Origin of the sequence: Streptomyces sp. NBC_01775 (assembly GCF_035917675.1) — a bacterium.
Lineage (GTDB): Bacteria > Actinomycetota > Actinomycetes > Streptomycetales > Streptomycetaceae > Streptomyces.
In genome coordinates, this window is sequence record NZ_CP109104.1 from 5,787,996 (window position 1) to 5,812,982 (window position 24,987).

A 24,987-nucleotide genomic window follows, 5' to 3' on the forward strand; every position below is an offset into this window, starting at 1 on the left:
TTCCGCCTTCTGCTCTGCTCGCTGTTCCGGCTCACGGCCGGGTGTCTTCTCGGGCTCCGGCTGCTCCGGGCGTTCCGGGTGTTCCGGCTGTGGTGCGGCGTCGTCCGGTCCGCCCGGTTCCGGGGGATTGCTCGGGGTCGGCATGGCGGTGGTCTCCCCTGTCCTGATCCGTCAGAGAGGCTTCGCGGGTGCGTAAGGCGTACGGGTCACGTCGGTGACGTCGCTGTCGCGGTCCCGGCGCGCTTCACTTCTCGTACGCCTTGGCGGCGGCCTTCTCCAGGGCCTGCTGCGTGCCCTTCACGTCCTTGGGGTTCTTCAGGAAGTCCTGGAGGGCCTTCCACTCGCCCTCGCCCTTGGTGCCGCCGAACGCGGCGGGGGCCTGGTCGGACATGTCGAAGCGGAAGTCGTTGCCCGCGCCGGTCAGCGCCTTGGCGATCTCGCGCTGCGGCGCGTTGGGATAGGCGGCCAGATCCAGCTCCTTGTTGGGCGAGATGTATCCGCCCTCGGCGGCCCAGATACCGGCCGCGTCCTGGGAGGCGAGGAAGGTGGCGAGCGCCTGCGCGCCCTTGCCCTGCTTGAGCACGGCAGCCGCGTCGCCGCCCGTGACCACCGGCGACTGGTCCCCGACCTTCGGGAACGGGTAGACCTGCGCGTCCTTGCCGATGCGGGCCTTGGTGTCGCCCTCGATGTTGACGCCGACGAAGTCCGCCTCGAAGACGAGCGCGGCGTCCGGCGAGGCGATGTCCCCGTAGGCCTGGGTCACCGACTTGGGGAAGTCGGTCTGGAGCGCGCCCTGGTTGCCGCCCGCCAGCAGATGGCTCTGGCCGAAGAGCTCGCCGAGGGTCTCCAGGGCCCGGGTGACGCTGGGGTCCGTCCACTTGATCTTGTGCTCGGCGAGCTGGTCGTACTTCTCCGGGCCCGCCTGCGAGAGATAGACGTTCTCGAACCAGTCGGTGAGCGTCCAGCCGTCGGCGCCGCCGACCGACACCGGGTCGACGCCCGAGTCGGAGAGGGTCTGCGCGTCCTTGACGAAGGACTTCCAGGTCTTGGCCTCCTTGACGCCCGCGTCGTCGAAGGCCGTGGTGTTGTACCAGATCAGGGACTTGTTGGCGGCCTTGTAGTAGACGCCGTACTGCTTGCCCTTGTACGAGCCCAGATCCCGCCAGCCCTTGCTGAAGTTCTTCTTCGACTCGGCGAGGGCCTCCTTGCCGAGCGGCTTGAGCCAGCCCTTCTCGGCGAACTGCCGCAACACGCCCACCTGCGGCATCATCGCCACATCCGGCGGGGAGCCGCCCTCGACCTTGGAGCCTATGTAGGTGGCGACGTTGTCGCCCGTGGGCACGAACTCCACCTTGGCGCCGGTGCGCCGCTCGAACTCGTCGAGCACCTTGCGGAAGTTCTTCTCCTCGTCGCCCGTCCACACGGCCGCGACCTGGAGCTTTTGGCCCTTGAGCTTGGGCAGGTCCACGGTCGGCTTGTGCGAATCGGCCCACGCGCTGCCCTCGTCCTCGGCCGCGCAGCCGGCGGCTGCCAGCGTCAGGGCTGCCGCGGAGGCGAGTGCGAGAGCCGTGCGTGGCGTGCGTGAGTTACGCATGGTCACCGCCGTCCCTTCCCCCACAGCCGATCGGCATGGGAATTCGCGCAGGGCGCGACCTGCCCTGGAGGCATCCGCGCCGTACCGTCTGTGCGGAAGTTTGTACGCCCGGACCAGGGCACCTGGCAACACTGTGCGGGCCCGTGCGGCTATCTTGATCAGTCCGTGACCTCGGGGACCGGACCAATGCACGCAGCAGCGGCGAACTCCTGTGCAGAGATGGGGAGTTGGTGCGGGGGAATCGTGCTCCCCCGCACCAACTAGGAGGGCTGCGAAGCCTGTTGTGCGGCGCGCTCCATGGCGCTGGCGAGCAGTGCGAGATCGGTCGGACCGTTGCCCAGCTCCCGCACCGGGCGGCGGGCCGGGGGATCGCCCGTCCGCGCCCAGTCCAGCGGCACGACCGTGGGCCGCAGCGTCGCCGTACGGGGAATACGCCCCGTGACGCGCCCCGCCTGGAAGGCGATGGGCGGCGCGGCGATGCCGGGCCCTTCCCCGGAAGCCCCGCTTGCGGCGGTATTGGCCGTGTTGGTGGTGTTGGCGGTGTTGGCCGTATTGCCGTGTTCGGGCCCTTGTGGCTGGGCCGGGACGGGGGCCCGGCGCTGGGTGAAGGTGAGGATGCCACGGCCGCGCGGGGCGCTGTCCGTGCCGCCCTCGGCTCCGGCCAGCTCCACCTGGAGCGCGGCGCCCTGGGCCACGGCGGTGGCGGCCGTACGCTCCGGGCGGCCGGTCGCCGCGATCAGGTGTACGCCCAGCCGTCCGCCGAGCCGGGCCACCGCCTCCAGCGCGCGGACGACCGAACCGGCGGCGGGGCGGCCCGGGTTGCCGAGCGCCGGGTCCACCAGCGTGTCGAAGTCGTCGACCAGCACGGCCAGCCGGGGCAGCACCCCTTCGGGCCCGCCCCGCACCGCGAACGCCGCGGGCAGATCGGCGGCGCGGCCTGCCGCAGCCGCTCCCGGGCCCGCACCGGCCCGCTCTCCGTCGCGGGTGCGCAGCCGCATGGTGCGGCGCGTGACGTCCGGCTCCGGCGCCTGTTCCCCGCCCGTGCCGTCGCCCGCGCCCGCGCCCCCGGCCCCGCTTCCCGCCCCGCTTCCGGACCCGCTCCTGGGGCCTTCGGCCGGTGCGGGGCCCTGCGTGTGACGGCGCCGCTCCTGCGGCTGTGCCGGTGCGGGCCCGGACTCCGCCGCGCGGGACGCGGTCTGCGGCGGGAGCGTGTCCAGCGCGCCTGGGCCCTCGGCCACGGGCCGTTCCTCCGTGCGGACGCCGCCTTGGCGCGCGGGTTGCCCGGAGGCCAGCTCGGCGCGCTCTTGCGGCGGTTCGCCCTCCGCGGGCGACGTCCCCGCGCCGTACGTGTCCGCCGCCGGTGTGTCGGCCACGCCCGGCCCGCCCGCCACCTGCGCGTGGGCCGGTGCGCGCTCCGACGACTGCCGCTGCGCGACCACCCGGCCGCCGGGGCGGGCCGCGAGCCGTACGTACTCCTCGTAGCCGCGCTGATCCCCGATCAGCTCGGCGCGGCGCTTCAGCTCGGCGCTCAGTGCCTGCGCGAACTCCCGCATCCGCACCGGGTCACCGGCCGCCAGATGGCCCGTCACATGGGGCAGCTCGGCACAGGCACGCAGCCCGTCACCGGCCCCGGCACCCGCGCCGTCCACCAGCACGAGCGCCAGCCTGTCCGGCCGCTCACCGGCGGCGAGCGAGGCCGACAAGGAGCGCAGCAGCTCCGTCTTGCCCGTGCCCGGCCCCCCGCTGATCAGCGCGTGCCCCGGGAGCCCGGCGCCGAGGCGCTGGCCCTCACCGGACGCGGGGGTGCGCACGGCCGGTGCGGCCAGCGGGGAGAGATCGGCGAGGTCGGCCTCCAGCGGGCCGTGCGGACCGGCGCCGAAGACCAGCGGGGCCCGCCCCGAGGTGCCCCCGCCAGGTGCCGCCTCCGACCAGCGGGCCAGCAGCGCGGCGGGCGTCGCCCGGGCCAGGCCCAGCTCGTCCAGCAGCCGGCAGCTCGACGGGAGCGTCACGGCCGGGCGCGCACTGCCCACGGGTGTTCCGGAGCCCTCCGGCTCCCGCAGCGGCGCCAGGGCGCGCGCGAACCGCTCGGCCCAGGCGCCGGAGACGGCGTCGACGGTCGCGACAGGACCGGCCGGCGCGGTGAAGGCGGCAGCCTCCGATCCGTGCGGCTCGTCCGGGTCGGTCGAGCTGTGCGTGCCGTACGACCTGTGCGTGCCGTACGCGTCGTACGAGCCGTGGGGCCCGGCGGGGCCGGATGCCGTCTCCCGCGGTCCGTGCCCGTCCCCGTCCCCGCCCCCGTATCCGTGGGGCGGGCGGGGGGCGCGGTGCAGCACCCGCACCGCCGTGGCCACATCGCCGCTCAGCAGCGCGAGCGTGCCGCACTCGGAGAAGGCAGGGCACGCCGCGCTCGCCGCCTCGACAGTGGCCGCCACCGGCGAGGCCGGGCTCGCGGCGGGCGTCTCGGCGAGGCACAGCAGATGGATGCCCGCGCCCGCGCCCTCCCTGGCCAGCCGCGTCATGCTCTCGCGCAGTGTGGCGGAGCCCGGGTCGCCGTCCACGACGACCAGCACGGCGCTGCTCGGCGGCCCGCCACCGGGCGCGGAGGCGTGGGCCTCCAGCCGCCGTGTCAGCTCCGCCGTGCGCGCGGCGGCCTGCTCGCGGTCGTAGGCCGTCAGCAGCGCGCAGTCCTGGCCGTGCGAGGGCCGCAGATGGGGCAGCCAGCCGAGCCAGGACCACTCCTCGGCGCGCGCTGCCGCGCTGCGCGCACGGTCGGCCGACAGCAGGACGACCTCCAGGGCGCTGGGCCCGTGCAGGGCCGTGAGCTGCGCCAGCACCGCCCGCGTCAGCCCCGCCAGCCGGGCGCGCGGACCCGCCAGGCCCAGCGAACCGGCCTGCCGGAGATCGACGGTGACCGGCTCGCCGTGCCCGTCGCTCCGGTGGGCGACGCCGAGCCGTACGGTCAGCGCGTCCGGATGCGCGGCCGTGCGCTCCCACAGCCGGGGGCCGGGGCCGAGCGCGCTGAGCAGCACGGCGGCGGGGTCGGGCCAGCGCGCGTCCCACTCGTGCGGCGCCAGCCGCGCCCCGTGACCCGCACCGGCCCACGTCTCCAGGGCTCCCCCCGGCGCGCGCCGCGCCGCGAAGCCTTCCGGGCCTTCCGGAGCGGGGTGCGCGACCCCGCCCTCGCCGCCGCGCGAGTGCGCCGGATGCGGCGGGTGTGAAGCATCCGGTGCGTACCGGAAGTTCGGCCCGTGGGCAGCCGCCGGGTCGTACGGGGAGTCCGGGTCGTACGGAGCGGCAGGGGCCGCCGGATCGTACGGGCGGCCCGCTGAGGCCGGGCCCTCGGGCCCGGCGCCGGGCCCGGCCGCCTCGCCGCGCCCGCCCGCGAAACGCCGCGCCCACGCGCCCAGCCCGCGCGCCCTGCGCCGGTCGCCCTCGGAGCTCTGCCCGGCCGGCGGATACCCGCCCTCCCGGCCGGCGGCCGACGGGGGCGGGAAGCCCGCGCCGTGGGTGCCCTCGGCGTTGGGGAAGGGCCCGCCCGGTGCGTACGCGTGACCGCCGGGGCCGCCTCGGCCTCTGTCACGCGTCCCTGGGCCTCCGACACGCGTCCCTGGGCCGGCCGCGGCTCCCGGGGGCGGCGGCTCGGCGTGAGGGCTCGGGGCAGGGCCCGCGCCACTCCCGGCTCCCGGCGCTCCGGGGCTTTCCGTACCGCCCTGGTCCGCTTCCTGCTCGATGCTCTCGCGCACCACGCGCAGCCGCCCCTCGCTGTCCGGCGCGGTCGGCAGCGCCAGTGGGGGCAGGGCCGACGTGGATACAGCCGTCTCGTGCCCCGGCGCTCCCGCGGCCTCCAGACGGATGGCGGTCTCACCGATGCGCAGGGTCGAGCCCGGCCGGAACAGGACGGGCCGGCCGCCGACCGGGGCGCCGTCGATGGAGGTGCCGTTGGTCGAGCCCACATCGGTGACCGTGACCGCGCCGCCGTCGGTGACCGTGACCGCGCAGTGCAGCCGGGAGACATCAGGGTCGTCCAGCGGAACGTCCGCCTCCGCCGAGCGGCCCAGATGGACCTTGCCGCCCTGGAGCAGATGGATGCCCCCGGCGTCCGGGCCCGCCACGACATGGAGCCGGGCCTTCGCCGAGCCGTAGGCGGTGACCGCCGCGCCGTGTGCGGGCAGCGCTGCGGGGGTCACCGGCGCGTGCAGGGAGATCATGGCGCCGTCCAGCAGCGGCGGCTCTCCGATGATCTGCCGGTGCGGATCCAGCCGCCGCGTCCCGGCATAGACCACCACCGGCTCCTGCGACTTCTCCTCGGCGCCCTGCGCGGCGGGGGAGACCTCCGGACCCGGCCTGGATCCCGGCCCGGACCCCGGCGCGTGCGATGCGGACGAGGCAGCCGACGACGCCGACAGCGCTGCCGCCGCGGAGGTCGCCAGCGCGCTCGTCACCGCGGCGAGCACTGTGCCGGTCGGGGCTGTGACCAGCACGTTCGCAGAGCCGGACGGCTGTGCCTGTGGCGTCCTCGCCGCACCCGCGCCCCCGGTGTCCCCCGTGCCCCGGACGCCGCGCGGCGCCACGGCGACAGTCAGCCGGATCTGCATCGGCCCCTCCAGGTCCCGTCCGCGCCGGGTGCGCGGCGGGCCGCCCACCCGCCGCGCTCCCGCGCCGGCACACTCGCTTGTCCACTGCTGCTGCGTTGGTGCTGCTGTGTTGATGCTGGATGCATACTCGCACCCGTGACTGACAACACGTCCCGTTGACGCCACCCTAATGATCTTGGTGAGCCGTCCGGTTCCGCAAGAGGGCCAGCTCGGGGTGCCTGTCAGGGATTTTCTCCCGATCCTGGGGCAACCGGCGCTGTCCGTGAGCGCTTCCCGACCGTCCGTCAGGTGCTGAGGAATTCGTCCCGGCCGGCCATGGAGTGACCGAAGACGGGCATGAGAGACCGAACAGAACCTGTCGGCCGCCACATACCGCCCGTTCCGCGCCCCTTATGGAGCGCTTTTGAACGGTGGCTTCCGCCACGGAAGCGCACACCGCAACCATGAGTACCGGGTGTGCGTCTTCCCGGGGAGCCGCCCCGGCTCCTCGCGTGCCCGGAGCGCGTGCGTGGTCGGGCCTCGCCTTCCGTGGCGGCACTATTGTGGGCGGGATAGCAGTACGAGACCAGGGAGCGCATGACGTGCGGCCGGTAGGCAGCAAGTATCTGCTCGAAGAGCCGCTGGGACGCGGCGCCACGGGCACCGTCTGGCGAGCCAGCCAGCGTGAGACGGCGGGGGCCGAGGCGGCGGTGGCCGGCCAGCCCGGCGAGACCGTCGCGATCAAGGTCCTCAAGGAGGAGCTGGCGAACGACCCGGATGTGGTGATGCGCTTCCTGAGAGAGCGCTCCGTCCTCCTCCGGCTGACGCATCACAACATCGTCAGAACCCGGGACCTGGTCGTGGAGGGCGACCTGCTTGCGCTGGTCATGGACCTGATCGAAGGTCCGGACCTGCACCGCTACCTGCGGGACAACGGCCCGTTCTCGCCCATCGCCGCCTCGCTGGTCACCGCCCAGGTCGCCGACGCGCTCGCCGCCAGCCACGCCGACGGGGTCGTCCACCGCGACCTGAAGCCGGCCAACGTGCTGCTGACCGAGGACGAGAACGGCATGCGGCCGATGCTCACCGACTTCGGCATCGCACGCCTGGCCGACTCACCGGGCCTGACCCGCACCCAGGAGTTCGTCGGCACTCCCGCCTACGTCGCTCCCGAGTCCGCCGAAGGCCGCCCGCAGACCTCCGCCGTCGACATCTACGGCGCGGGCATCATGCTGTACGAGCTGGTCAGCGGCCGTCCGCCGTTCAACGGCGACAGCGCGCTCGCCGTACTGCACCAGCACCTGGCCCAGGACCCCGAGCGCCCGGCGGGCCTCCCGGACCCGCTGTGGACGGTCATAGAGCACTGTCTGCGCAAGCAGCCCGAGGAGCGGCCCAGCGCCATCAGCCTCGCCCGTGCCCTGCGTACGGTCGCGGGCGGCATCAGCGCCCATGCCACGCCGGAGGCCGCCGGCGCCGCGATGGGCGTCGCCGCGCTGCTGGCGCCGGACCTGGCACCGGCACCGGTCCCCGAGACCGGCGCCCACGGCCCCGGAGGCGGCGAAGCCGACCCGACCCAGGTGCTGCCGAACAGGGGCGCCGCGGCTGCCGGCGTGGCCGGTGCGGCGGCGGGAGCGGCGGCGGCGAACGCCGCGGGCGGCTACGACCCCTCGGCCGAGACCAACGTCATGCCGCACACCTCCGGCCAGCAGGGCCCCGGCGCCCCCGGCGGCCAGGGTTCGGATCCCACGCAGGTCATGCCCCCGGTCCCCGGCGGCCCGCCCCAGGGCGAGCCGCAGCAGCCCGAAGGGCCGCATCCGTGGGAGAGCCAGATGCGCGCGGCGCGCGACCGCAACGAGCAGACCCAGGTCCAGCCCGTGGACCCCGGTCTCGACCCGCTGCGCCGCCGCCCCCAGCGCCGTCCGGCCCCCCAGGCGCCGCCGCCTCCGCAGCAGGCCCCCTACGGCCAGCAGCAGTACGGCCAGCAGCAGTACGGACAGCAGCCCGCGCAGCGCTACGAGCCGCAGGCACCGCCCCGGCGTGAGCCCAGGCAGCAGCAGCGTGAGCCGAGGCAGCGTGAGCCGAGGCAGCGTGAGCCGAGGCCGCCGCGTGAGCCCAGGCCGCCGCGTGAGCCCAGGCAGCGCAGCGCCAACCCCATGCGCATCCCGGGCCTGGGCTGCCTGAAGGGCTGTCTGTTCATCATCGTGATCCTCGTCGTAATCATCGTTCTCGTTTGGAACTTCACGGACGCGCCCCGCTGGTGGGCCGAGGGGCAGAGCTTCTGGGAGGCGACGAAGGATGTCTTCAACAAGATCGGGGACTTGATCGACAACGTCAGCAACTAAGCGGTGGCCTCGGTGATTTGTCGACTTCTAGTGGGGGATTTCCCCCACAGAAGCGACGGTTAACGGCATCCGGGGCTCCCAACCCGTGCCACGCCGCGTAGTTTTGTCGGCATGGCACGGAAGATCGGCAGTCGCTACACCGCACACCAGATCCTGGGACGCGGCAGCGCCGGCACGGTGTGGCTCGGCGAAGGGCCCGAGGGGCCCGTCGCCGTCAAGCTGCTGCGCGAGGACCTGGCCTCCGACCAGGATCTGGTCGAGCGGTTCGTGCAGGAGCGCAGCGCCCTGCTCTGCCTCGACCACCCGCGCGTCGTGGGCGTACGCGACCTCGTCGTGGACGGCAACGACCTCGCACTCGTGATGGACCTCGTCCGCGGCACCGACCTGCGCACCAGGCTGGAGCACGAGCGCAGGCTCGCGCCCCAGGCATCGGCCGCCATCGCGGCCGACATCGCCGACGGGCTCGCCGCGGCCCACGCCGCGGGCATCGTGCACCGCGACGTGAAGCCGGAGAACGTCCTGCTGGACGCGCTCGCGGCCGAGGGGCCCGGCGGGGCGCCGCCCGCGCTGCTCACCGACTTCGGTGTGGCCAAGCTCATCGACTCCCCGCGCAGGACCCGCGCGACCTCCATCATCGGCACGCCCGACTACCTCGCGCCCGAGATCGTCGAGGGCCTGCCGCCGCGCGCCTCCGTCGACATCTACGCGCTGGCCACGGTGCTCTACGAGCTGCTCGCGGGCTTCACGCCCTTCGGCGGCGGGCATCCGGGCGCCGTGCTGCGCCGCCATGTGACCGAGACGGTCGCGCCGCTGCCCGGTATCCCCGACGAGCTGTGGCAGCTCATCCACCAGTGCCTGGCCAAGGCGCCCGCCTCCCGCCTGCGCGCCGTCGAACTGGCATCCCGGCTGCGCGAGCTGCTGCCCGCGCTCGAAGGGCTGCCGCCGCTCGACATCGACGAGCAGAGCGAGGAGCTGTACGAGGACGAGCCGGCGTCCGATCCGCATGCCTCGGCCGCCTCCGCCGTCCCGACACCGGGCGGCGGCGCGGTCCCGCTCGTGCACAGCGGCGCGGGCCCCGACTCGAACCGGGACACCCATACGAGCATGCGCGTGCCCGGCGCGGACGAGCTGGCGGGCGGAGCGCACGGCACGGCGCGCACGCCTCGGGCCGTCGGGGAGGCGCGCGCCGGGTCGGCACGGCACCGGATCGCCGAGCGCCGCCGGCGGCTCAAGCTGGGGGCCGCGGCGCTGCTGGCGGCCGTCGTCCTCGCTGTCGGTGGCTGGCTGGCCACGTCCGATGACGACACGGGCTCGGCGCACGCGCCGTCCGCCGGATACTCCACGGAATAGCCGTCCGCCGGATGCTCCACGGAACAGGAGACTCCTCCCGCCGGGCCGTCGTGGCCTGACGCCCAAGTGGGCTAGGGATGGGGTGGCGGCTTGCGGTTAGGGTGGGAGGCGTGGCAGTCGTCGATGTATCCGAAGACCTGAAGTCCCTCTCCTCCACCATGGAGTCGATCGAGGCCGTCCTTGACCTGGGCAAGATGCGGTCCGACATCGCCGCGCTGGAGGAGCAGGCAGCGGCTCCGGACCTGTGGGACGACCTGGAGCACGCGCAGAAGGTGACGAGCAAGCTGTCCTACCTTCAGGGCCAGCTGCGCAGGGTCGAGGAGCTGCGCGGCCGGATCGACGACATCGGGGTGCTCCTGGAGCTGGCCGAGAGCGAGGACGACGCGGACACGCGGTCCGAGGCCGAGCGCGAGCTGACGTCGGTCCGCAAGGTCGTGGACGAGCTGGAGGTCCGCACGCTGCTCTCGGGCGAGTACGACCCGCGCGAGGCGGTCGTGAACGTCCGGGCCGAGGCCGGCGGGGTGGACGCCGCCGACTTCGCCGAGCAGCTCATGCGCATGTACCTGCGCTGGGCCGAGCGCCGCGGCTACCCCACGGAGGTCTTCGACACCTCCTACGCGGAGGAGGCGGGCATCAAGTCCGCGACCTTCACCGTGAAGGCCCCGTACGCCTACGGCACGCTCTCCGTCGAGCAGGGCACGCACCGGATGGTGCGCATTTCGCCGTTCGACAACCAGGGCCGCCGCCAGACCTCGTTCGCCGGGGTCGAGGTGCTGCCCGTGGTCGAGCAGGTCGACCACATCGACATTCCGGAGAACGAGCTGCGGATCGACGTCTTCCGCTCCTCCGGTCCCGGTGGCCAGTCGGTGAACACCACCGACTCGGCGGTCCGCATGACGCACCTGCCGACCGGCATCGTCGTCTCCTGTCAGAACGAGAAGTCCCAGATCCAGAACCGCGCCGCCGCCATGCGCGTGATGCAGTCCAGGCTGCTGGCCCACCGCAGGCAGGAGGAGCAGGCCAAGATGGATGCCCTCAAGGGCGACGGCGGCAACTCGTGGGGCAGCCAGATGCGTTCGTATGTGCTGCACCCCTACCAGATGGTCAAGGACCTGCGTACGGAGCACGAGGTCGGCAACCCCCAGGGCGTACTCGACGGCGACATCGACGGCTTCCTGGAGGCCGGAATCCGGTGGCGCAAGCAGCAGGAGCAGACGCAGGACTGACGGCGTCGGGGCCCTGCCCGGCGGGCGCTGCGCGTGAACTCACAGTGCTGACCGGACATTTCGCACCGTCTTCGCTTGACGGGTGTGTGAAAGCTGGGGAAAGCTGTTCACTTGGCATACCTGTGCCAGGGGCGCACGTACGGGGCGGAAGATCGCCCCGGTGAGGAAAACGGCGGCAGCCCGGGGTGGCAACGAGTTCGCCTCGAAGGAAAGCCCGGTGCGGTTGCGTCCCGTGCACGGCTGCCCCATCGACGAGTACAGCTACTGGGGGTAGTTGGAAAATGAGCAAATCGAAGACCCGGCTGAGGGTTGCGCGGATAGCCGCCGCGGCGGTATTCGCCGCCGGGGCATCGCTCACCGCCGCCGGCGCCGCGCAAGCCGCGGGGCTGGGTGACACGGACACCAAGAGCGACGTCTCCTCGAAGGCCGGGAACGACGGCGGGGGCTTCCTCGGCGGCATCATCGGCGGCGGCGACAGTGGAGGTGACGGCGGCTCCGACGGCGGCAGTGACGACGGCGGCGTCAGCGGCACCGTCACCATTGGCGGCGAGGACGACGGCGGTGCGGCCGACAACGGCGGCAACGGGAACGGCGGGAACGGCGACGTCGGCAACGGCGGCAACGGGAACGGCGGGAACGGTGACGTCGGCAACGGCGGCAATGGCAACGGCGGGAACGGTGACGTCGGCAACGGCGGCAACGGGAACGGCGGCAACGGCAACGGTGGGAACGGCGGCGACGCCGGGAACAACGGTGGCAACGGCAACGGCGGGAACGGCGGCAACGGTGGGAACGGCGGTGGCGGCGAGGAGCCGGCAACCATCGGCGGCTCCGGCGGTGGCGACGACACCTGCGAGCTGGACGACTCCAATGTGAACTGCGAGGGCGGCACCAACCCGGACAGCGCGGGCAGCCAGCCCGTGCAGGACAGCAAGCCGCAGGCACCGAAGGACGAGCTGGCCGAGACCGGTTCGGCCGAGACGACCTTCCTGCTGGTCGGCGCCGCGACGATGATCGCCGGTGGTATCGGCTTCCGCCTGATGCCGCGGCTCGCTTCGCGTCGTACTCCGGCTGCGTAAGCGCGTGTAGCGCGAGAGTCACAAAAGCGCCGGGTCCGGTGGTCGTGAGACCGCCGGACCCGGCGCCTTTTGGTTCCCGCTGCTGCGGCTGCGGCCGGTGGTGGGCTTTACGCCGTGGCCACCCGCTGTGCCAGCAGCGCCACGGTGATCAGGGCGACCAGCAGCGCGATCAGCGCTGTCGGTGAGAGGGCGGCGAACGGGCTCTCCCGGTGCAGGCGCTCACGGTGCGCGCGGCATACCGCGCAGCGGCCCTCGCTCACGGGCCCCGCGCAGTTGGCACACACCAGTCGGTCGCATGTCATGCGAGATCCTCCTCAGTCCCGCCAACGCCACCCGTGAGTGATTCGTTCCCCATGGGTGCTGTTCTCCACTCTGCCAGGTGAGAGACCATCCCGCAGAAACAGCCAGGTGGAGCACGGTGAAGGGGAGCGCCCGGGGGCGTGGACGCGCATGCCGGATGACTGGTTTATACGCAAAAGAGCTGTGTATAAAACCACCGACACCGGACCAACGGCGGTGCCCGACTGCGCGGCACGCGCCGCTTCGCGTAGGGTCGCCACACCGCTCCCCCAGCTCGCGCTGGGAGGCACCCCCAGGGGGCCGCACCGCGGCTTCCGTTGCCCCTACCCAGGTCGACGTGGTGTATCCGTGATCCGATTCGACAGCGTCTCCAAGTCCTACCCCAAGCAGAACCGTCCAGCGCTCCGCGACGTCTCGCTGGAGATCGAGCGCGGCGAGTTCGTCTTCCTGGTGGGCTCCTCCGGCTCCGGCAAGTCCACCTTTCTGCGGCTGATCCTCCGCGAGGAGCGCACCAGCCATGGTCAGGTGCACGTCCTCGGGAAGGACCTGGCCCGGCTGTCCAACTGGAAGGTGCCGCACATGCGGCGCCAGCTCGGCACCGTCTTCCAGGACTTCCGGCTGCTGGGCAACAAGACCGTCGGCGAGAACGTGGCGTTCGCGCTGGAGGTCATCGGCAAGTCCCGGGGCCAGATCCGCAAGACCGTGCCCGAGGTCCTCGACCTCGTCGGCCTCGGCGGCAAGGAGAGCCGGATGCCCGGCGAACTCTCCGGTGGTGAGCAGCAGCGCGTGGCCATCGCCCGTGCGTTCGCCAACCGCCCCATGCTGCTGATCGCCGACGAGCCGACGGGCAACCTCGACCCGCAGACGTCCGTGGGCATCATGAAGCTGCTCGACCGCATCAACCGCACCGGGACCACGGTCGTGATGGCCACCCACGACCAGCAGATCGTCGACCAGATGCGCAAGCGCGTCGTCGAACTGGAGCTGGGCCGCCTCGTGCGCGACCAGTCGCGCGGCGTCTACGGCTACCAGCACTGAGCCGTTTCCACGCCGGGCCGCCCCAGGCGGGCCCGCACGGCCACCCCGAGCGCGGCGGTCGCCCCACCCCCTTGTGCAGAGCAGAAAGGACGCCATGCGCGCCCAGTTCGTCCTGTCGGAGATCGGCGTCGGTCTCCGTCGTAATCTCACGATGACCTTCGCGGTGATCGTCTCGGTCGCCCTGTCGCTCGCGCTGGCGGGCGGCTCGCTGCTCGCGCGCGAGCAGGTGAGCACCATGAAGGGATTCTGGTACGACAAGGTCCAGGTCTCCATCTACCTGTGCAACAAGAACGACGCCTCCTCGGACCCCAACTGCGCCAAGGGCGCCGTCACCGAGCAGCAGAAGCAGGAGATCAAGGGCGACCTGAGCAAGCTCGGCGTCGTCGAGAAGGTCTACTACGAGTCCTCCGACCAGGCGTACAAGCACTACAAGGAGCAGTTCAAGGACTCCCCGCTGGCCGACTCGCTGACGCCGGACCAGATGCAGGAGTCCTATCGGGTCAAGCTCAAGGACCCGACCAAGTACCAAGTGCTCCAGACCGCGTTCTCCGGCAGACAGGGCGTGCAGGAGGTACAGGATCAGCGAAGTCTGTTGGAGAACCTCTTCAACCTGCTGAACGGAATGAACATCGCGGCGCTGTGCGTGATGGCGCTGATGCTGGTCGTCGCGCTGCTGCTGATCGTCAACACCGTGCGGGTGTCGGCGTTCAGCAGGCGCAGGGAGACCGGCATCATGCGGCTGGTGGGCGCATCCAGCTTCTACATCCAGATGCCGTTCATCCTGGAGGCCGCCATCGCGGGCCTGATCGGCGCCGGGTTCGCGTGTGTACTCCTCGTCGGCGGCAAGTACTTCCTGATCAACAACTGGCTCCAGGAGAAGATCGTTCTGATCAACTTCATCGGCTGGGACGCGGTGATCAAGGTGCTGCCGTTCATCGTCGCCGTCGGCGTGCTGATGCCCGCCGTCGCCGCCTTCTTCACGCTGCGCAAGTACCTGAAGGTGTGACGCAGGACGCTGAAGCTGTACGCCCAACACCCCGTACGGCACCGCGCACTGCCCTACACTCCGGACCATGCCGGGCTCGTGGTTCACCGATACGCGCCCGCGCCGACGGCGGCGCGGCGCAGCCCTGACATTGGTCTTCGCCGGCGTCCTGGCGACCGGCGCCGCCACCGGAGCCTTCGGCGGCGAGCTGACCGAGCGGGGCACCGCACCCCCGGGGACGCCCGACGGGGGCACGGCGCGCGACGCACCGGGCGGCGCGGCCCACCGCACCGATGACGCCAAGGGCGGTCCGGCGCCGCGCCACGGGCGGCAGACCGGGGCCGGAGAGAAGGACTCGGCCGACGCGCTCGTCAGCCGCAGCGGCGACCGCTGGTCCGCCGCGTACTCGGCGCGGGAGTACGCGGGACTCAAACGGGCGCTCGACGGCTCCTACGTAGGCGTCGGCGTCTCCGTACGCCAGGCCGGCGGCGGACCGGGCCGCGGCCCGGGACCCGCCGTCGAGGTGGACAGGGTCCAGCGCGGCAGCCCCGCCGAACGCGCCGGAATCCGGCCGGGCGACCGGCTGCGCTCGGTGGACGGGACGCGTACCACCGGGATGCCGGTGACCGACGTCGTCGCCCTGCTGCGCGGCTCCGGGCCCGGCTCGCGCTCGGGCGCCGCCGCCGAGCCGGGCACGCGGGTACGGCTCCACCTGACCCGCGTGAGCGCGGGCGGCCCCGACGGCCGTGCGGACGGCACCACCGAGGAACGGCACGTCACGCTGCGGCGCACCCGGCTCGACACCGAGACCGTGAGCGTCGACCGGCTCCGGGCCGACGTGACCCGGATCAAGGTCAGCTCCTTCACCAAGGGCTCGGGCGACCGTGTCCGGGACGCGGTACGCGAGAAGGTGCCCGGCGGCTCGGGGATACTCCTGGACCTGCGCGGCAACTCCGGCGGCCTCGTCCGCGAGGCGGTCACGGCGGCCTCGGCCTTCCTCGACGGCGGGCTCGTCGCCACGTACGACGACAACGGCACCCAGCGCGCGCTGTACGCAAGGCGCGACGGCGGGGATGCCGCGCGCCCCGTCGTGGTCCTGGTGGACGGCGGCACCATGAGCGCCGCGGAGCTGCTCGCCGGCGCACTCCAGGACCGGTCACGCGCCGTGGTCGTCGGCTCCCGCACCTTCGGCAAGGGCTCCGTACAGGTACCCAGGCGGCAGGACGACGGCTCGGTGGCGGAACTGACCGTCGGTCACTACACCACCCCGTCGGGTCGCGACGTGGAGGGGGAGGGCCTGACCCCCGACCTGGCGGTGGACCCGGCGGCGGAGGCCACGGAGCGGGCGACGAAAGTATTGAGTGGCCTCGGGCCCCGGTCCTAGTGGGAGAATGACCAGGCTATGGCGAAGATGAAGACGACACGGACCAAGGCCAAGGCCAAGGACGACAAGGACGCCCGGAAGCTCATCGCGCAGAACAAGAAGGCGCGGCACGACTACCAGGTCCTGGACACGTTCGAGTGCGGCCTCGTACTCACGGGCACCGAGGTCAAGTCGCTGCGGCAGGGCCGTGCCTCCCTGGTGGACGGCTTCGCCCAGATCGACAACGGCGAGGTGTGGCTGCACAACGTGCACATCCCCGAGTACGCGCAGGGCACGTGGACCAACCACGCCGCCCGGCGCAAGCGGAAGCTGCTCCTGCACCGGACCGAGATCGACAAGCTCACCGGCAAGCTTCAGGAGACCGGCTACACGCTGGTGCCGCTCCAGCTCTACTTCTACCGGGGCCGCGCGAAGGTCGAGATCGCGCTGGCCAGGGGAAAGAAGGAGTACGACAAGCGGCAGACGCTCCGCGAGCACCAGGACCGCAGGGAGGCGGACCGCGCCGTGTCGGCGGCTCGCCGCCGCCAGCGCGGCGACCACTAGGCCGACCCGGGCCCACCGGGAATACCCGGGGGCCCTAAAGGGTTGGCACGTGTACGGCATGGTCACGTACCATGAGCGAAGCAGGGCCCGGCAGGGCTTGCGATTTGTTAACTCAACATGGGGATGATCGGTTTCGACAGCGAACGTCGAAGCAGGTGAAGCGAGCCGAGGAACGCGGCAATGATCTCGTTAACCATGTGCCGCAAAAAAATAATCGCCAATCAGAAGCGCGATTCCTTCGCGCTTGCTGCCTAAGCAGCAAGTGTGAAGTGTCAGCCCGGGTGCGTTCCCGACCCGGATCCTGGCATCAGCTAGGGAACTCACCGAGTAGACCCGGTCACGGGGTCTGCACGGGACATTAAACAGTGACTGGGCCCGTCGGAGACTTGTCCGCGTGATCTCCGGGGCCGAGAAAATCGCAGCGGACTGCGCTCGGAGAAGCCCTCCTTCCACTTCGTTGGACGCGGGTTCGATTCCCGCCATCTCCACGAATGCGATAGGCGAGGTGTGCCCACGGAATGCGTGGGCCGCCTCGCCTTCGTTGTTTTGCGCGGCTTCGCCACCCGCACCCCCCTTTGCCACGGGCGGGGTGGTCGCGGAATGTGTGGGCCGCCTCGCCTTCGTTGTTTTGCGCGGCTTCGCCGCGCGGGGCGGGGGCTTCGCCACCCGCACCCCCTTTGCCACGGGCGGGGTGGTCGCGGAATGCGTGGGCCGCGGCAAGGCGAGCAGCGGCAGGGTGGGCAGTACAAGGAGGAGTGGATGGCCTCGGTGGAGCCCTTGGGGCCCGACTCGCTGACCTGGAAGTACTTCGGTGACTGGCGCGCGCTGCTGCTGGCACCCTGGGCGGGTGCCATGCAGAACATGCATCCCCACCTCGGCGCGGGCGTCGCCGAGCACTCCCGCTTCTTCGAGGAGCGCTGGCAGCGGTTGTTCCGTTCCCTCTATCCGATAGGCGGCGTGGTCTACGACGGGCCGCGCGCCGCCGGGACGGCACGGCAGGTGCGTGGATACCACAACGGGATAAAGGGAGTTGACCGCCATGGCCGTCCATACCACGCCCTCGACCCGGACACCTTCTACTGGGCGCACTCCACGTTCTTCATGCTGACGCTGCTGGTCGCCGACCGGCTTGGGCCGGGCCTGAGCGAGGCGGACAAGCGGCGGCTGTTCGACGAGCACGTGGTGTGGTGGCGGCTGTACGGAATGAGCATGCGGCCGGTGCCGGACAGCTGGGAGGACTTCCAGGACTACTGGGAGCGGATGGCGGGCGAGGTGCTGGAGGACAACCGGCCCACGCGCGATGTGCTGGACCTGACGCTGCTCGCCAAGCCGCCCGCGCTGCGCCTGCTCCCGGATGTGGTGTGGCGTGCGGTACGGGCGCCGCAGGCGCGGGTTTCGGTGTGGTTCACAGTCGGCTTCTTCCCGCCCGCCGTACGGCGCCGCCTCGGGTACGTGTGGACCGCGCGCGACGAGCGAAGGCTGCGCAGGATCGGGCGGCTGATCCACTGGAGCTGGAAGCTGGTGCCGCCCTCGCGCCGCTACCACCCCAGGGCCAAGGCAGGCTGGGAGCGGGCGCGGGGACGGCGGGACGCCGGGGCGCCCCTGGTAGAGACGCCCGCGCGGAATCTTCCGTTGCCCGAGGAACGGGACTGGCCCCAGCACTATTCGCCTCGGATGTGAGGACCCGCGGCTCGGCCGGAGCGGGCGACGTTGTTCGCGGCTTCGCCTGTGGCTTCGTGTGCGAGGTCGACGTGGGGGGTGTGGGCGGTGTGGGCGCTGTCAGGGGTGGGGGTGGTGCGGGTGGTGTGGGCTCTGCGGGCGGTGAGGGCGGCGAGAGTGGCGGCCACGGTGGCGGCTGCCGTCGGTACGGCGTAGGCCCAGCCGTCGTTGCCCAGCGCCTCGACGGCCCAGCCGCCGGTGGCCGAGCCCGTCGCGATGCCGCCCAGCAGCGCGGTGACGGCCAGCGTCATGCCCTCGTTGAGCCGCCCGGCCGGGGTGCGGCGCTGCACGAGGGTCATGCCGGTGACCATCGTCGGGGCCGTCGCCATCCCTGCGACCAGCAGTGCGAGGGCCAGCAACGGCAGACTGCCGGTGCGGGCTGCCAGTAGCGGCAGGGTGCTCAGCGCCGCCATCGCGGCGACGCACCCGGCGAAAGTACGGTCGGCGGCGCCGCGCGGGCGCAGCGCGCCGAAGACGAGCCCGGCCACCGCCGATCCCGCCGCCTGGAAGGCGAGTACGGCGCCGGCCGCTGCCTTGTGGCCCTGCCCGTCGGCGTAGGCGAGGGTCACCACCTCCAGGGCGCCGAAGACCGCGCCGGTGGCGAGGAAGACCAGCAGCAGGGCTGGGACTCCCGGTTGGCGCAGGGGCGCCGGCGCACGGTCGGCGCTCGCCCGGGGTGGTGCGGGCGGCGGCTCGGTCGACCGCTGGGCGGTGAACAGCAGCATCCCGGTCAGCAGCAGCCCGCACCCGGTGAGGGTCCCCGCTTCGGGGAAGAATCCGGTGCACAAGAACGTCGCGAGGATGGGGCCGAGCAGGAAACACAGCTCGTCCACGGCCTGTTCGAACGAGTTGGCGGTGTGCCGGGCCGCCGGGTCCGCGCGGAAGAGGTGAGCCCAGCGGGCGCGGGACATGCCGCCGGTGTTGGGCGTCGTCGCGGTGGCCGCGTAGGAGGCGAACAGCGTCCAGTCCGGGGCGCCCGTACGCACGCACAGGACGAGCGCGAGGGAGCCGAGCAGCGCGACGAAGGTGGCGGGCAGGGCGACCCGGGCCTGCCCGTACCGGTCGACCAGCCGCGCGATGAACGGGGCGGCCAGCGCCGTCGCCGCCAGCCCCGCCGCGGTGACCCCGCCCGCCAGCGCGTACGAGCCCCGCTCCCCGGCGATCATCAGGACGGCGCCGACCGTGAACATCCCCATGGGGAGGCGCGCGAGGAGGTTGCCGAGCGTGAACGCGGTGGTGCCGCGCGGTCCGAAGAGGCGGGCGTAGGGGGCGGTCATCCGGCGGAGGGGATTTTCGCGCACCGGATGAAGCGAGTTCTTCCCTTCCACCGGATGCCGCGTGGATACGGTGGCCGGCCGCGGCTGGATCACGACCAGCGTGCTGCCGTGCACGGCGTACAACGGGGCTGCGGGGGACGGGCGTGGGCGCCGGTGCGGGAGCTGGTGGAGTTGCCGGCCTGGGTGTTGGTTTGAGCGTCGGCGTCGGTGTGGGCCCGGGGAGTGGTGGAGGGGCATGGCCTCAGCGTCGTCGCAGGTGGGGGGCGGGGTCCAACACTCTTCTCGGACCCATTCACGCAGCTGTGTTGTGAATGCCGGGGGCGCGTCCTAGGGTCGCCGGATGCCCAGTGACCTCCCGCCGCGCCTGCTGCGGTCGTTCGTCGCCGTCGCGGAAGAGCTGCACTTCACGCGCGCCGCAGCGCGGCTGTTCGTGGCACAGCAGGCGCTCAGCAGGGACGTCCGGGCGCTGGAACGGGAAGTGCGAGCCGTCCTGTTCGTCCGCAGCACCCGGCGGGTGGCGCTCACTCCGGAGGGTGAGCGGCTGCTGCCGTACGCACGCCGGGTCCTGGCCGCCCACGACGAACTGGCCGCGGCCTTCGTACGGGGCGACGCCGCCGGAGTCCGCCCGTTGGCCGTCGATGTGGCCGCGCCCGTCTCCACCGGGCAGCGGGTACTGGATGCCGCCCGGGAGGCGGCGCCCGACGTGGAGTTCGTCGCCCGCTACTACAGCGGACTCACCGGTGCCGCCGCGGATCTCCTCGCGGGGCGGCTCGACGTCGCGTTCGGGCGGGTCGCCGGGCTGCCCCGCGAGGTGCTCTCCGGTGTGGAGCACCGGCTGGTGCGCCTGGAGCGGGTCGCGGTGGTGCTGCCCGCCGCGCATCACCTCGCGGGTCTGCCGGAGGTGCCGTTGGCGGCGCTCGCCGGGGAGACGCTGTACGCGGGCGCCGGGAACCCCGGCACGGTGGAGTGGACGGACTACGCGCGTGCCCTCTTCGCGGGGCGCGGCATCGAACTGGCCGCGCCCTTCCCGAAGATCGAGGGCGAACGTGAGTTCGCGCGGGTGGTGCGGGGGAGGGGCTGGTCGGTGCTGGCGACCGAGGTGTTCATCGGCATCGAGGACATGGTGCTCCGCCCCCTGACCGACCCCGTCCCCCTCTCACCGGTCTCCATGGTCTGGCGCCGCGGCCTCCACCACGCGGGCCTGTCGGCCCTCCTTGGAGCGGCCGACGCCCTGGCGGAAGCGGGCCATTGGCGAGAGCGCCCCCCGGAAACCTGGCTCCCACAGGAGGACGAGCCTCTACCCCGCGCCCGACGGGTTTGAGCCTGCCACCCCGCGCCCGACGGGTTTGAGCCTGCCACCCCGCGCCCGCCGGGTTTGAGCCTGCCACCCCGCTCCTGGCGGGGGCTGGGCCCCCCGGTCACCTCTGCTCGCCGCGATGGCGGGCCCGGGGGGCCACCGCCTCCGCCGGAGGCGAGGTTGTCGGGGCGGCAGGGTGCCCCAACCCTCTTCTCGCCGCAACGGCGCCCCGCCACAACGGCGAGTGTCCGGCGAAATCCCCGACGGCCAGCACGGCCAAGGCTCCAAGCGGCCAAGGCTCCAGGGCCGGGGGCCGAGGATCCAGGGCCGAGGGGCCGAGGGGCCGAGGCACCCGGGTTCCCGGGGCGCGGGCCGCACCGGCCCCCGAGCTCTCACAGGGATCGGGCCCCACCGAACGGGGCCCACCGAACGGGGCCCACCGAATGGGGCCCACCGAATGGGGCCCACCGAATGGGGCCCACCGAATGGGGGCGAACCATTGGGGGCGAGGGTCCGCCACGCGGGCGTTACGCGTTCGCTCCGCCGTCCACCGTGATCGCCGCCCCCGTGACGTTCCCCGCGTCCCCACTCGCGAGGTGTGCGACTGTCGCGGCGATGCCCTCGGGGGTGCCGTAGTGGCCCAGGGCCGTCCGGGCGCGCTGCGCGTCGGCGTTGTCTCCGCTGTCGCCGGGGTTCATGTCGGTGTCCGTCGAGCCGGGGTGCACCAGGTTCGCCGTGATGCCGCGCGGGCCCAGGTCGCGGGCGAGCCCGCGGGTGAGGCCGCCGAGGGCCGACTTGGAGGCGGCGTAGAGCGTGATGCCCGCCTGCGGCACGCGGTCGGCGAAGCCGCTGCCGATGCTGATGATGCGCCCGCCCTCCCGCATGTGTGCCGCCGCGGCCTGCGAGGAGAGCAGCGTGGCACGGACGTGGATGGCCAGCGTGCGGTCTATCTCCTCGACCGTGATGTCTTCCAGGGGGCCGTGGGGGAAGATGCCCGCGTTGTTGACCAGGATGTCCAGCCGCCCGAACTCCTCCGCCGCGCGGTGCACGGCGGAGGCCGGCGCCTGCGCGTCCGCGCTGTCGGCCTGGACGATCAGCGCCCTGCGCCCCAGTGCGCGGATGTCCTCGGCGACTTCCTTGGCCCTGCCCTCCGCGCTGACGTAGGTCAGCGCGACATCGGCGCCGTCCGCTGCGAGGCGCCTGGCGATGGCGGCGCCGATGCCCCGGCTTCCACCGGTCACAAGGGCCACCTTGCCGGTGAGCGTCGTCGCCGGTCCGGAGGTCTGCGTCGTGGGCATGTGCTCGTCCTCATTTCTGTAGTGACTGCTCCGTAAATAATTCATTGAGTACCCTCGGGCGTCAAGAGCTTTCAGTAGTGGACGCTAAAGAAAGGAGTCCGGCGATGGCAGCACGCGGCCGGCCTCGCAGCTTCGACAGGGAGGCCGTGCTCCAGAAGGCGATGCGAACGTTCTGGGAGCAGGGGTACGAAGCGACCTCCATGACCGAACTGACCGCGGCCATGGGCATCAGTCCCCCCAGCCTCTACGCCGCCTTCGGCTCCAAGGAGGGCCTCTTCCGCGAGGCCGTCGAGCTGTACGGCCGCACCGAGGCCGTGACCGACCTCGCCCTGCGGGAGGGGGCGACGGCGCGCGAGGCGGTGGACGGCATGCTGCGCGGCAACGCCGTCGTCTACACCGACCCCGCCAAGCCGACCGGCTGCATGGTCGTACTCGCCGCCACCAACTGCACGGCGGAGAACGAAGGGGTGCGTGAGCTGCTGGCCGAGGGCCGCCGCGCGACGCGGCGTTCGGTGCGGGAGCGCCTGGAGCGCGGCATCACCGAGGGCGACCTGCCGCCCGGCACCGACACCCACGCGCTGGCCGGGTTCTGCACAACCGTCCTGTACGGCATGTCCGTCCAGGCGAGGGACGGGGCCTCCCGCCGCGAACTGCTCGATGTCGTGGACTCCTCGATGTCGGCATGGGACGGACTGACGGCGACGACACCCTGAGCCCGGGAGCCCTCAGATCCCGAGACCCGAGACCTCAGACCCCCAGACCTCAGACCCCCAGACCCAGGTCCCCTCATCAGGCGCGGTGGGCCGCCCAGTCGGCTGTTGCGGCGCGGAGGCGGTGGGACATCGCGTTGGGGTACCGGCGGGCGGCGTCACGCCACCGGCGGGCCTGGGCGGTGGCGAACAGGTCGAGGTCGCGGGGCTCGGCCTGGGACCAGGCGGGGATCTTGGCCGCCCACTGCTCGGCGTCGCAGGGGGAGTTGCCCGCCAGCACCAGCCAGATCACCCAGCACGCGGGGTCGATCCATCCGGCGCCGCGCGTCGCCCCCGCCCAGTCGAGCAGCCGGGCGGCGACCAGGTCGGGGACGGCCGCCGTTCCCTCCGCTGTGCCGGTGAACAGCACATTGGTGTGGTGCCAGTCCGTGTGCAGCAGCGCGCTGCCCTCGAAGCAGGCGGCGTCGGCGGGGTCGTCCAGGTAGTCGGCCCAGCGGGACACCGCCTCCTGCACCGGTACGTCGGTCGGACAGCTCAGCTCGCCCAGCGCCGTCATCGCGTCGGCAACCAGCGGTAGGTCGCCGCCGTGCGGGCCGTATTCGGCGGCGCGTCCGGTCAGGTGCTCGAAGCCGAGCAGGTCCCAGCCGCCGCGCGTCACCCGCCACAGGAGGCGCGGGCCGAGCGGGAGGATGTGCGGGTTGACGGCGGCCTCGCACTCCTGGGCCCAGGCGCGCCGGTGGTCCGTGGGCATGCCCTTGACGAAGACGCGGCCCGCTTCCGTGTGCAGGGTGACAGTGACCCTGCTGCCATGGCCCTCGGCCGCGGGTTCGACCCGGTGGATGTCGCCCGTGTGCGGGAGGACGCCGGTGCGGACATCCTGCGGGAGCGCGTCCCAGCCTCGATTGCATCTGGGGCGGTCGCGTCTGTCACCGGGGTTGTCGCTGGGTTTGTCACTGTTGCTGGAGCTGTTGTTCGACACGGCGAGGAGTCTAAGCGGGCGTGCGGCGGGGGCGGTTGGGCCGTCGTGGGGACGTGTCGTCGTCGACTGGCGGGACGGAGGGCCGACGGCCCCCGGGCTCGCATTTGTGCTCGACCGGCGCAGGCGGCCGGTGGCATCATGCGGTGCATGACCGCATATCGGAAGGCCGATGCCGCGTAGACGGCCCGGCGGCCTGCGTGCCGCCCGACAGCCTGTGCCCCGCCGTGCGTGGAAGCAGCCTCCTCCCAGTCGTCGTCCGTATCTGTCGTGGCGAGCCACCCTCGCGGTGCATGAGATCGAGAGCCTGGCGGAGGAGCCCGACCTGCCGCCCGGCGCCACTGATCTCGCTCTGCGGCGGTACGGGGAGTTCCTCGGCGGTTCGCGGCGAGGCGCGCTCTATCCACAGCGCGCTGACTGCACGTGCCGGTGGTGCGAAATGGATGACGTGACGCAGGCGCGGGATGTGCTCGACATCGTCATGGGGTGCCTGCCGCCAAGAGCCCGTGGTGAACTGCGTGCGCTCGTCGCCCCGTTGGATGTCCGCTACCGGCTGCGCACGCTGCCCGATCCGTTCCTGGAGCGGCGGTATTGGTGCCCCGAAGCGTGGTGGCATCACCGGCTCTTCGAGAGCCACTACACCTGATGGGCCCAGGCGTTGATGAGCAGGACCGCCATGACCATGAGGGCTGCTGACAGGGGTATTCGCCACCAGGGGCGCGGGGCTCCAGGGGTGGCGGCCCGCTCGTTGACCCGGTCGACGGCGACCAGTCCGCGGAGGATGCCAAGCGTGGCCAGCACGACGGGTATCGCGACGGCGGCGTGCACCACCCAGGCGCCCACCAGCGTCGGGCCGCCCCAGGAGTGCTGGTAGTCGTGCGCGTCGAGGAGGGGGTAGAGCAGGCCGTTGGCGGTGGCCTGGCCCGCGAACAGCGCCACGACCCAGCCGAACAGCCCCAGCGGTATTCCGCAGATGGTCCGCACCGTGCGGGCGCCGCGTGCCTCGCTCGTGCCGGCGCCGGTGCCTGCGCCGGGGGAGGCTCTGCCGCCGGGGGCCGGCCGCCGGAGCGCGGCCGGGAGAAGCAGCAGCCCTCTGCCCGCCGCCGCCCACGCCGTGGGGCCGATGAGGTGGTCGAGGAGAGAGACGGTGGTCGTCCGCGGTGCGGCGTGATGCCGAGTGGTTTCCATGCCTCAAGCCAATCCTCTGGCCGTGCCTCGGCGCGATCGTGCTGCTACGAGAATCGGGGGTTGGGTTTACCCCACCCCCATCGCTAGCCCCGGTCCTGCCCCCGTGA

Annotated in this window: 19 protein-coding genes and 1 other RNA gene; 13 read left to right on the top strand and 7 right to left on the bottom strand. The window is 72.5% G+C overall.

What is annotated here, in order from left to right; all coding sequences use genetic code 11:
• Positions 1–244 precede the first annotated feature (244 nt).
• Together OHB04_RS25780 and OHB04_RS25785 are read right to left on the bottom strand one after the other, a co-directional pair.
• Complete coding sequence (locus OHB04_RS25780; RefSeq protein ID WP_326690025.1) at positions 245–1,594, bottom strand: ABC transporter substrate-binding protein; 1,350 nt, start codon at positions 1,592–1,594, stop codon at positions 245–247.
• A 260-nt stretch (positions 1,595–1,854) separates the two neighbouring features.
• Positions 1,855–6,189 (bottom strand): FHA domain-containing protein, encoded by a 4,335-nt coding sequence (locus tag OHB04_RS25785; protein WP_326808414.1) that lies wholly within the window; start codon positions 6,187–6,189, stop codon positions 1,855–1,857.
• A 581-nt stretch (positions 6,190–6,770) separates the two neighbouring features.
• On the opposite strand from OHB04_RS25785, the gene OHB04_RS25790 reads away from it, so the two are divergent.
• The 4 genes from OHB04_RS25790 to OHB04_RS25805 all read left to right on the top strand — a co-directional run bounded on the left by OHB04_RS25790 (position 6,771) and on the right by OHB04_RS25805 (position 12,165).
• A complete protein-coding gene (locus tag OHB04_RS25790) occupies positions 6,771–8,510 on the top strand; it encodes a serine/threonine-protein kinase (RefSeq protein WP_326808415.1) in 1,740 nt (579 codons plus the stop codon).
• Positions 8,511–8,621: 111 nt separating this feature from the next.
• Positions 8,622–9,860, top strand: coding sequence for a serine/threonine-protein kinase (locus OHB04_RS25795; RefSeq protein ID WP_326690028.1), 1,239 nt, complete (start codon positions 8,622–8,624; stop codon positions 9,858–9,860).
• A gap of 110 nt (positions 9,861–9,970) precedes the next feature.
• Entirely contained in the window at positions 9,971–11,086 is a 1,116-nt protein-coding gene (prfB, locus tag OHB04_RS25800) for a peptide chain release factor 2 (protein ID WP_326808416.1), read from the top strand.
• A gap of 281 nt (positions 11,087–11,367) precedes the next feature.
• A complete protein-coding gene (locus OHB04_RS25805) occupies positions 11,368–12,165 on the top strand; it encodes an LPXTG cell wall anchor domain-containing protein (RefSeq protein ID WP_326690030.1) in 798 nt (265 codons plus the stop codon).
• 107 nt (positions 12,166–12,272) lie between these two features.
• On the opposite strand, the gene OHB04_RS25810 is transcribed toward OHB04_RS25805, so the two are convergent.
• Complete coding sequence (locus OHB04_RS25810; RefSeq protein ID WP_326690031.1) at positions 12,273–12,467, bottom strand: hypothetical protein; 195 nt, start codon at positions 12,465–12,467, stop codon at positions 12,273–12,275.
• A gap of 346 nt (positions 12,468–12,813) precedes the next feature.
• On the opposite strand from OHB04_RS25810, the gene ftsE reads away from it, so the two are divergent.
• The 6 genes from ftsE to OHB04_RS25840 all read left to right on the top strand — a co-directional run bounded on the left by ftsE (position 12,814) and on the right by OHB04_RS25840 (position 18,095).
• The gene (ftsE, locus tag OHB04_RS25815) at positions 12,814–13,503 is read left to right on the top strand and encodes a cell division ATP-binding protein FtsE (RefSeq protein ID WP_326690032.1); all 690 of its coding nucleotides are present in this window, start codon (positions 12,814–12,816) and stop codon (positions 13,501–13,503) included.
• 94 nt (positions 13,504–13,597) lie between these two features.
• Positions 13,598–14,509, top strand: a complete 912-nt coding sequence (gene ftsX / locus OHB04_RS25820) for a permease-like cell division protein FtsX (protein WP_326690033.1) — start codon at positions 13,598–13,600, stop codon at positions 14,507–14,509.
• Positions 14,510–14,576: 67 nt separating this feature from the next.
• Positions 14,577–15,872 carry a S41 family peptidase gene (locus OHB04_RS25825; protein WP_326690034.1) on the top strand — a complete coding sequence of 432 codons (1,296 nt, stop codon included), beginning with the start codon at positions 14,577–14,579 and terminating at the stop codon, positions 15,870–15,872.
• Between the two features lie 27 nt (positions 15,873–15,899).
• Positions 15,900–16,415: an SsrA-binding protein SmpB gene (gene smpB, locus OHB04_RS25830; protein ID WP_405803877.1), complete on the top strand. Its 516-nt coding sequence runs from the start codon at positions 15,900–15,902 to the stop codon at positions 16,413–16,415.
• A 119-nt stretch (positions 16,416–16,534) separates the two neighbouring features.
• Positions 16,535–16,906, top strand: a transfer-messenger RNA (tmRNA) gene (gene ssrA, locus OHB04_RS25835).
• A gap of 268 nt (positions 16,907–17,174) precedes the next feature.
• Positions 17,175–18,095 carry an oxygenase MpaB family protein gene (locus OHB04_RS25840; RefSeq protein WP_326809526.1) on the top strand — a complete coding sequence of 307 codons (921 nt, stop codon included), beginning with the start codon at positions 17,175–17,177 and terminating at the stop codon, positions 18,093–18,095.
• On the opposite strand, the gene OHB04_RS25845 is transcribed toward OHB04_RS25840, so the two are convergent.
• Positions 18,077–19,411, bottom strand: a complete 1,335-nt coding sequence (locus tag OHB04_RS25845; protein ID WP_326808417.1) for an MFS transporter — start codon at positions 19,409–19,411, stop codon at positions 18,077–18,079. The two genes, OHB04_RS25840 and OHB04_RS25845, sit on opposite strands and share 19 nt — an antisense overlap.
• Positions 19,412–19,751: 340 nt before the next feature.
• Between OHB04_RS25845 and OHB04_RS25850 the strand changes: the two genes are divergently transcribed.
• Positions 19,752–20,732, top strand: a complete 981-nt coding sequence (locus OHB04_RS25850) for a LysR family transcriptional regulator (protein WP_326808418.1) — start codon at positions 19,752–19,754, stop codon at positions 20,730–20,732.
• Between the two features lie 503 nt (positions 20,733–21,235).
• Here OHB04_RS25850 and OHB04_RS25855 read toward each other — a convergent pair.
• Positions 21,236–22,006: an SDR family NAD(P)-dependent oxidoreductase gene (locus tag OHB04_RS25855; RefSeq protein ID WP_326690039.1), complete on the bottom strand. Its 771-nt coding sequence runs from the start codon at positions 22,004–22,006 to the stop codon at positions 21,236–21,238.
• A gap of 104 nt (positions 22,007–22,110) precedes the next feature.
• Between OHB04_RS25855 and OHB04_RS25860 the strand changes: the two genes are divergently transcribed.
• Positions 22,111–22,719, top strand: a complete 609-nt coding sequence (locus OHB04_RS25860; protein WP_326690040.1) for a TetR/AcrR family transcriptional regulator — start codon at positions 22,111–22,113, stop codon at positions 22,717–22,719.
• A gap of 76 nt (positions 22,720–22,795) precedes the next feature.
• Here the strand turns inward: OHB04_RS25860 and OHB04_RS25865 are convergent, their stop codons facing one another.
• Positions 22,796–23,695, bottom strand: coding sequence for an aminoglycoside phosphotransferase (locus OHB04_RS25865; RefSeq protein WP_326690041.1), 900 nt, complete (start codon positions 23,693–23,695; stop codon positions 22,796–22,798).
• A 436-nt stretch (positions 23,696–24,131) separates the two neighbouring features.
• Between OHB04_RS25865 and OHB04_RS25870 the strand changes: the two genes are divergently transcribed.
• A complete protein-coding gene (locus tag OHB04_RS25870; protein ID WP_326690042.1) occupies positions 24,132–24,338 on the top strand; it encodes a hypothetical protein in 207 nt (68 codons plus the stop codon).
• Here OHB04_RS25870 and OHB04_RS25875 read toward each other — a convergent pair.
• On the bottom strand, positions 24,329–24,880 hold the full coding sequence (locus OHB04_RS25875) for a hypothetical protein (RefSeq protein WP_326690043.1): 552 nt from the start codon (positions 24,878–24,880) through the stop codon (positions 24,329–24,331). The two genes, OHB04_RS25870 and OHB04_RS25875, sit on opposite strands and share 10 nt — an antisense overlap.
• Positions 24,881–24,987 lie beyond the last annotated feature (107 nt).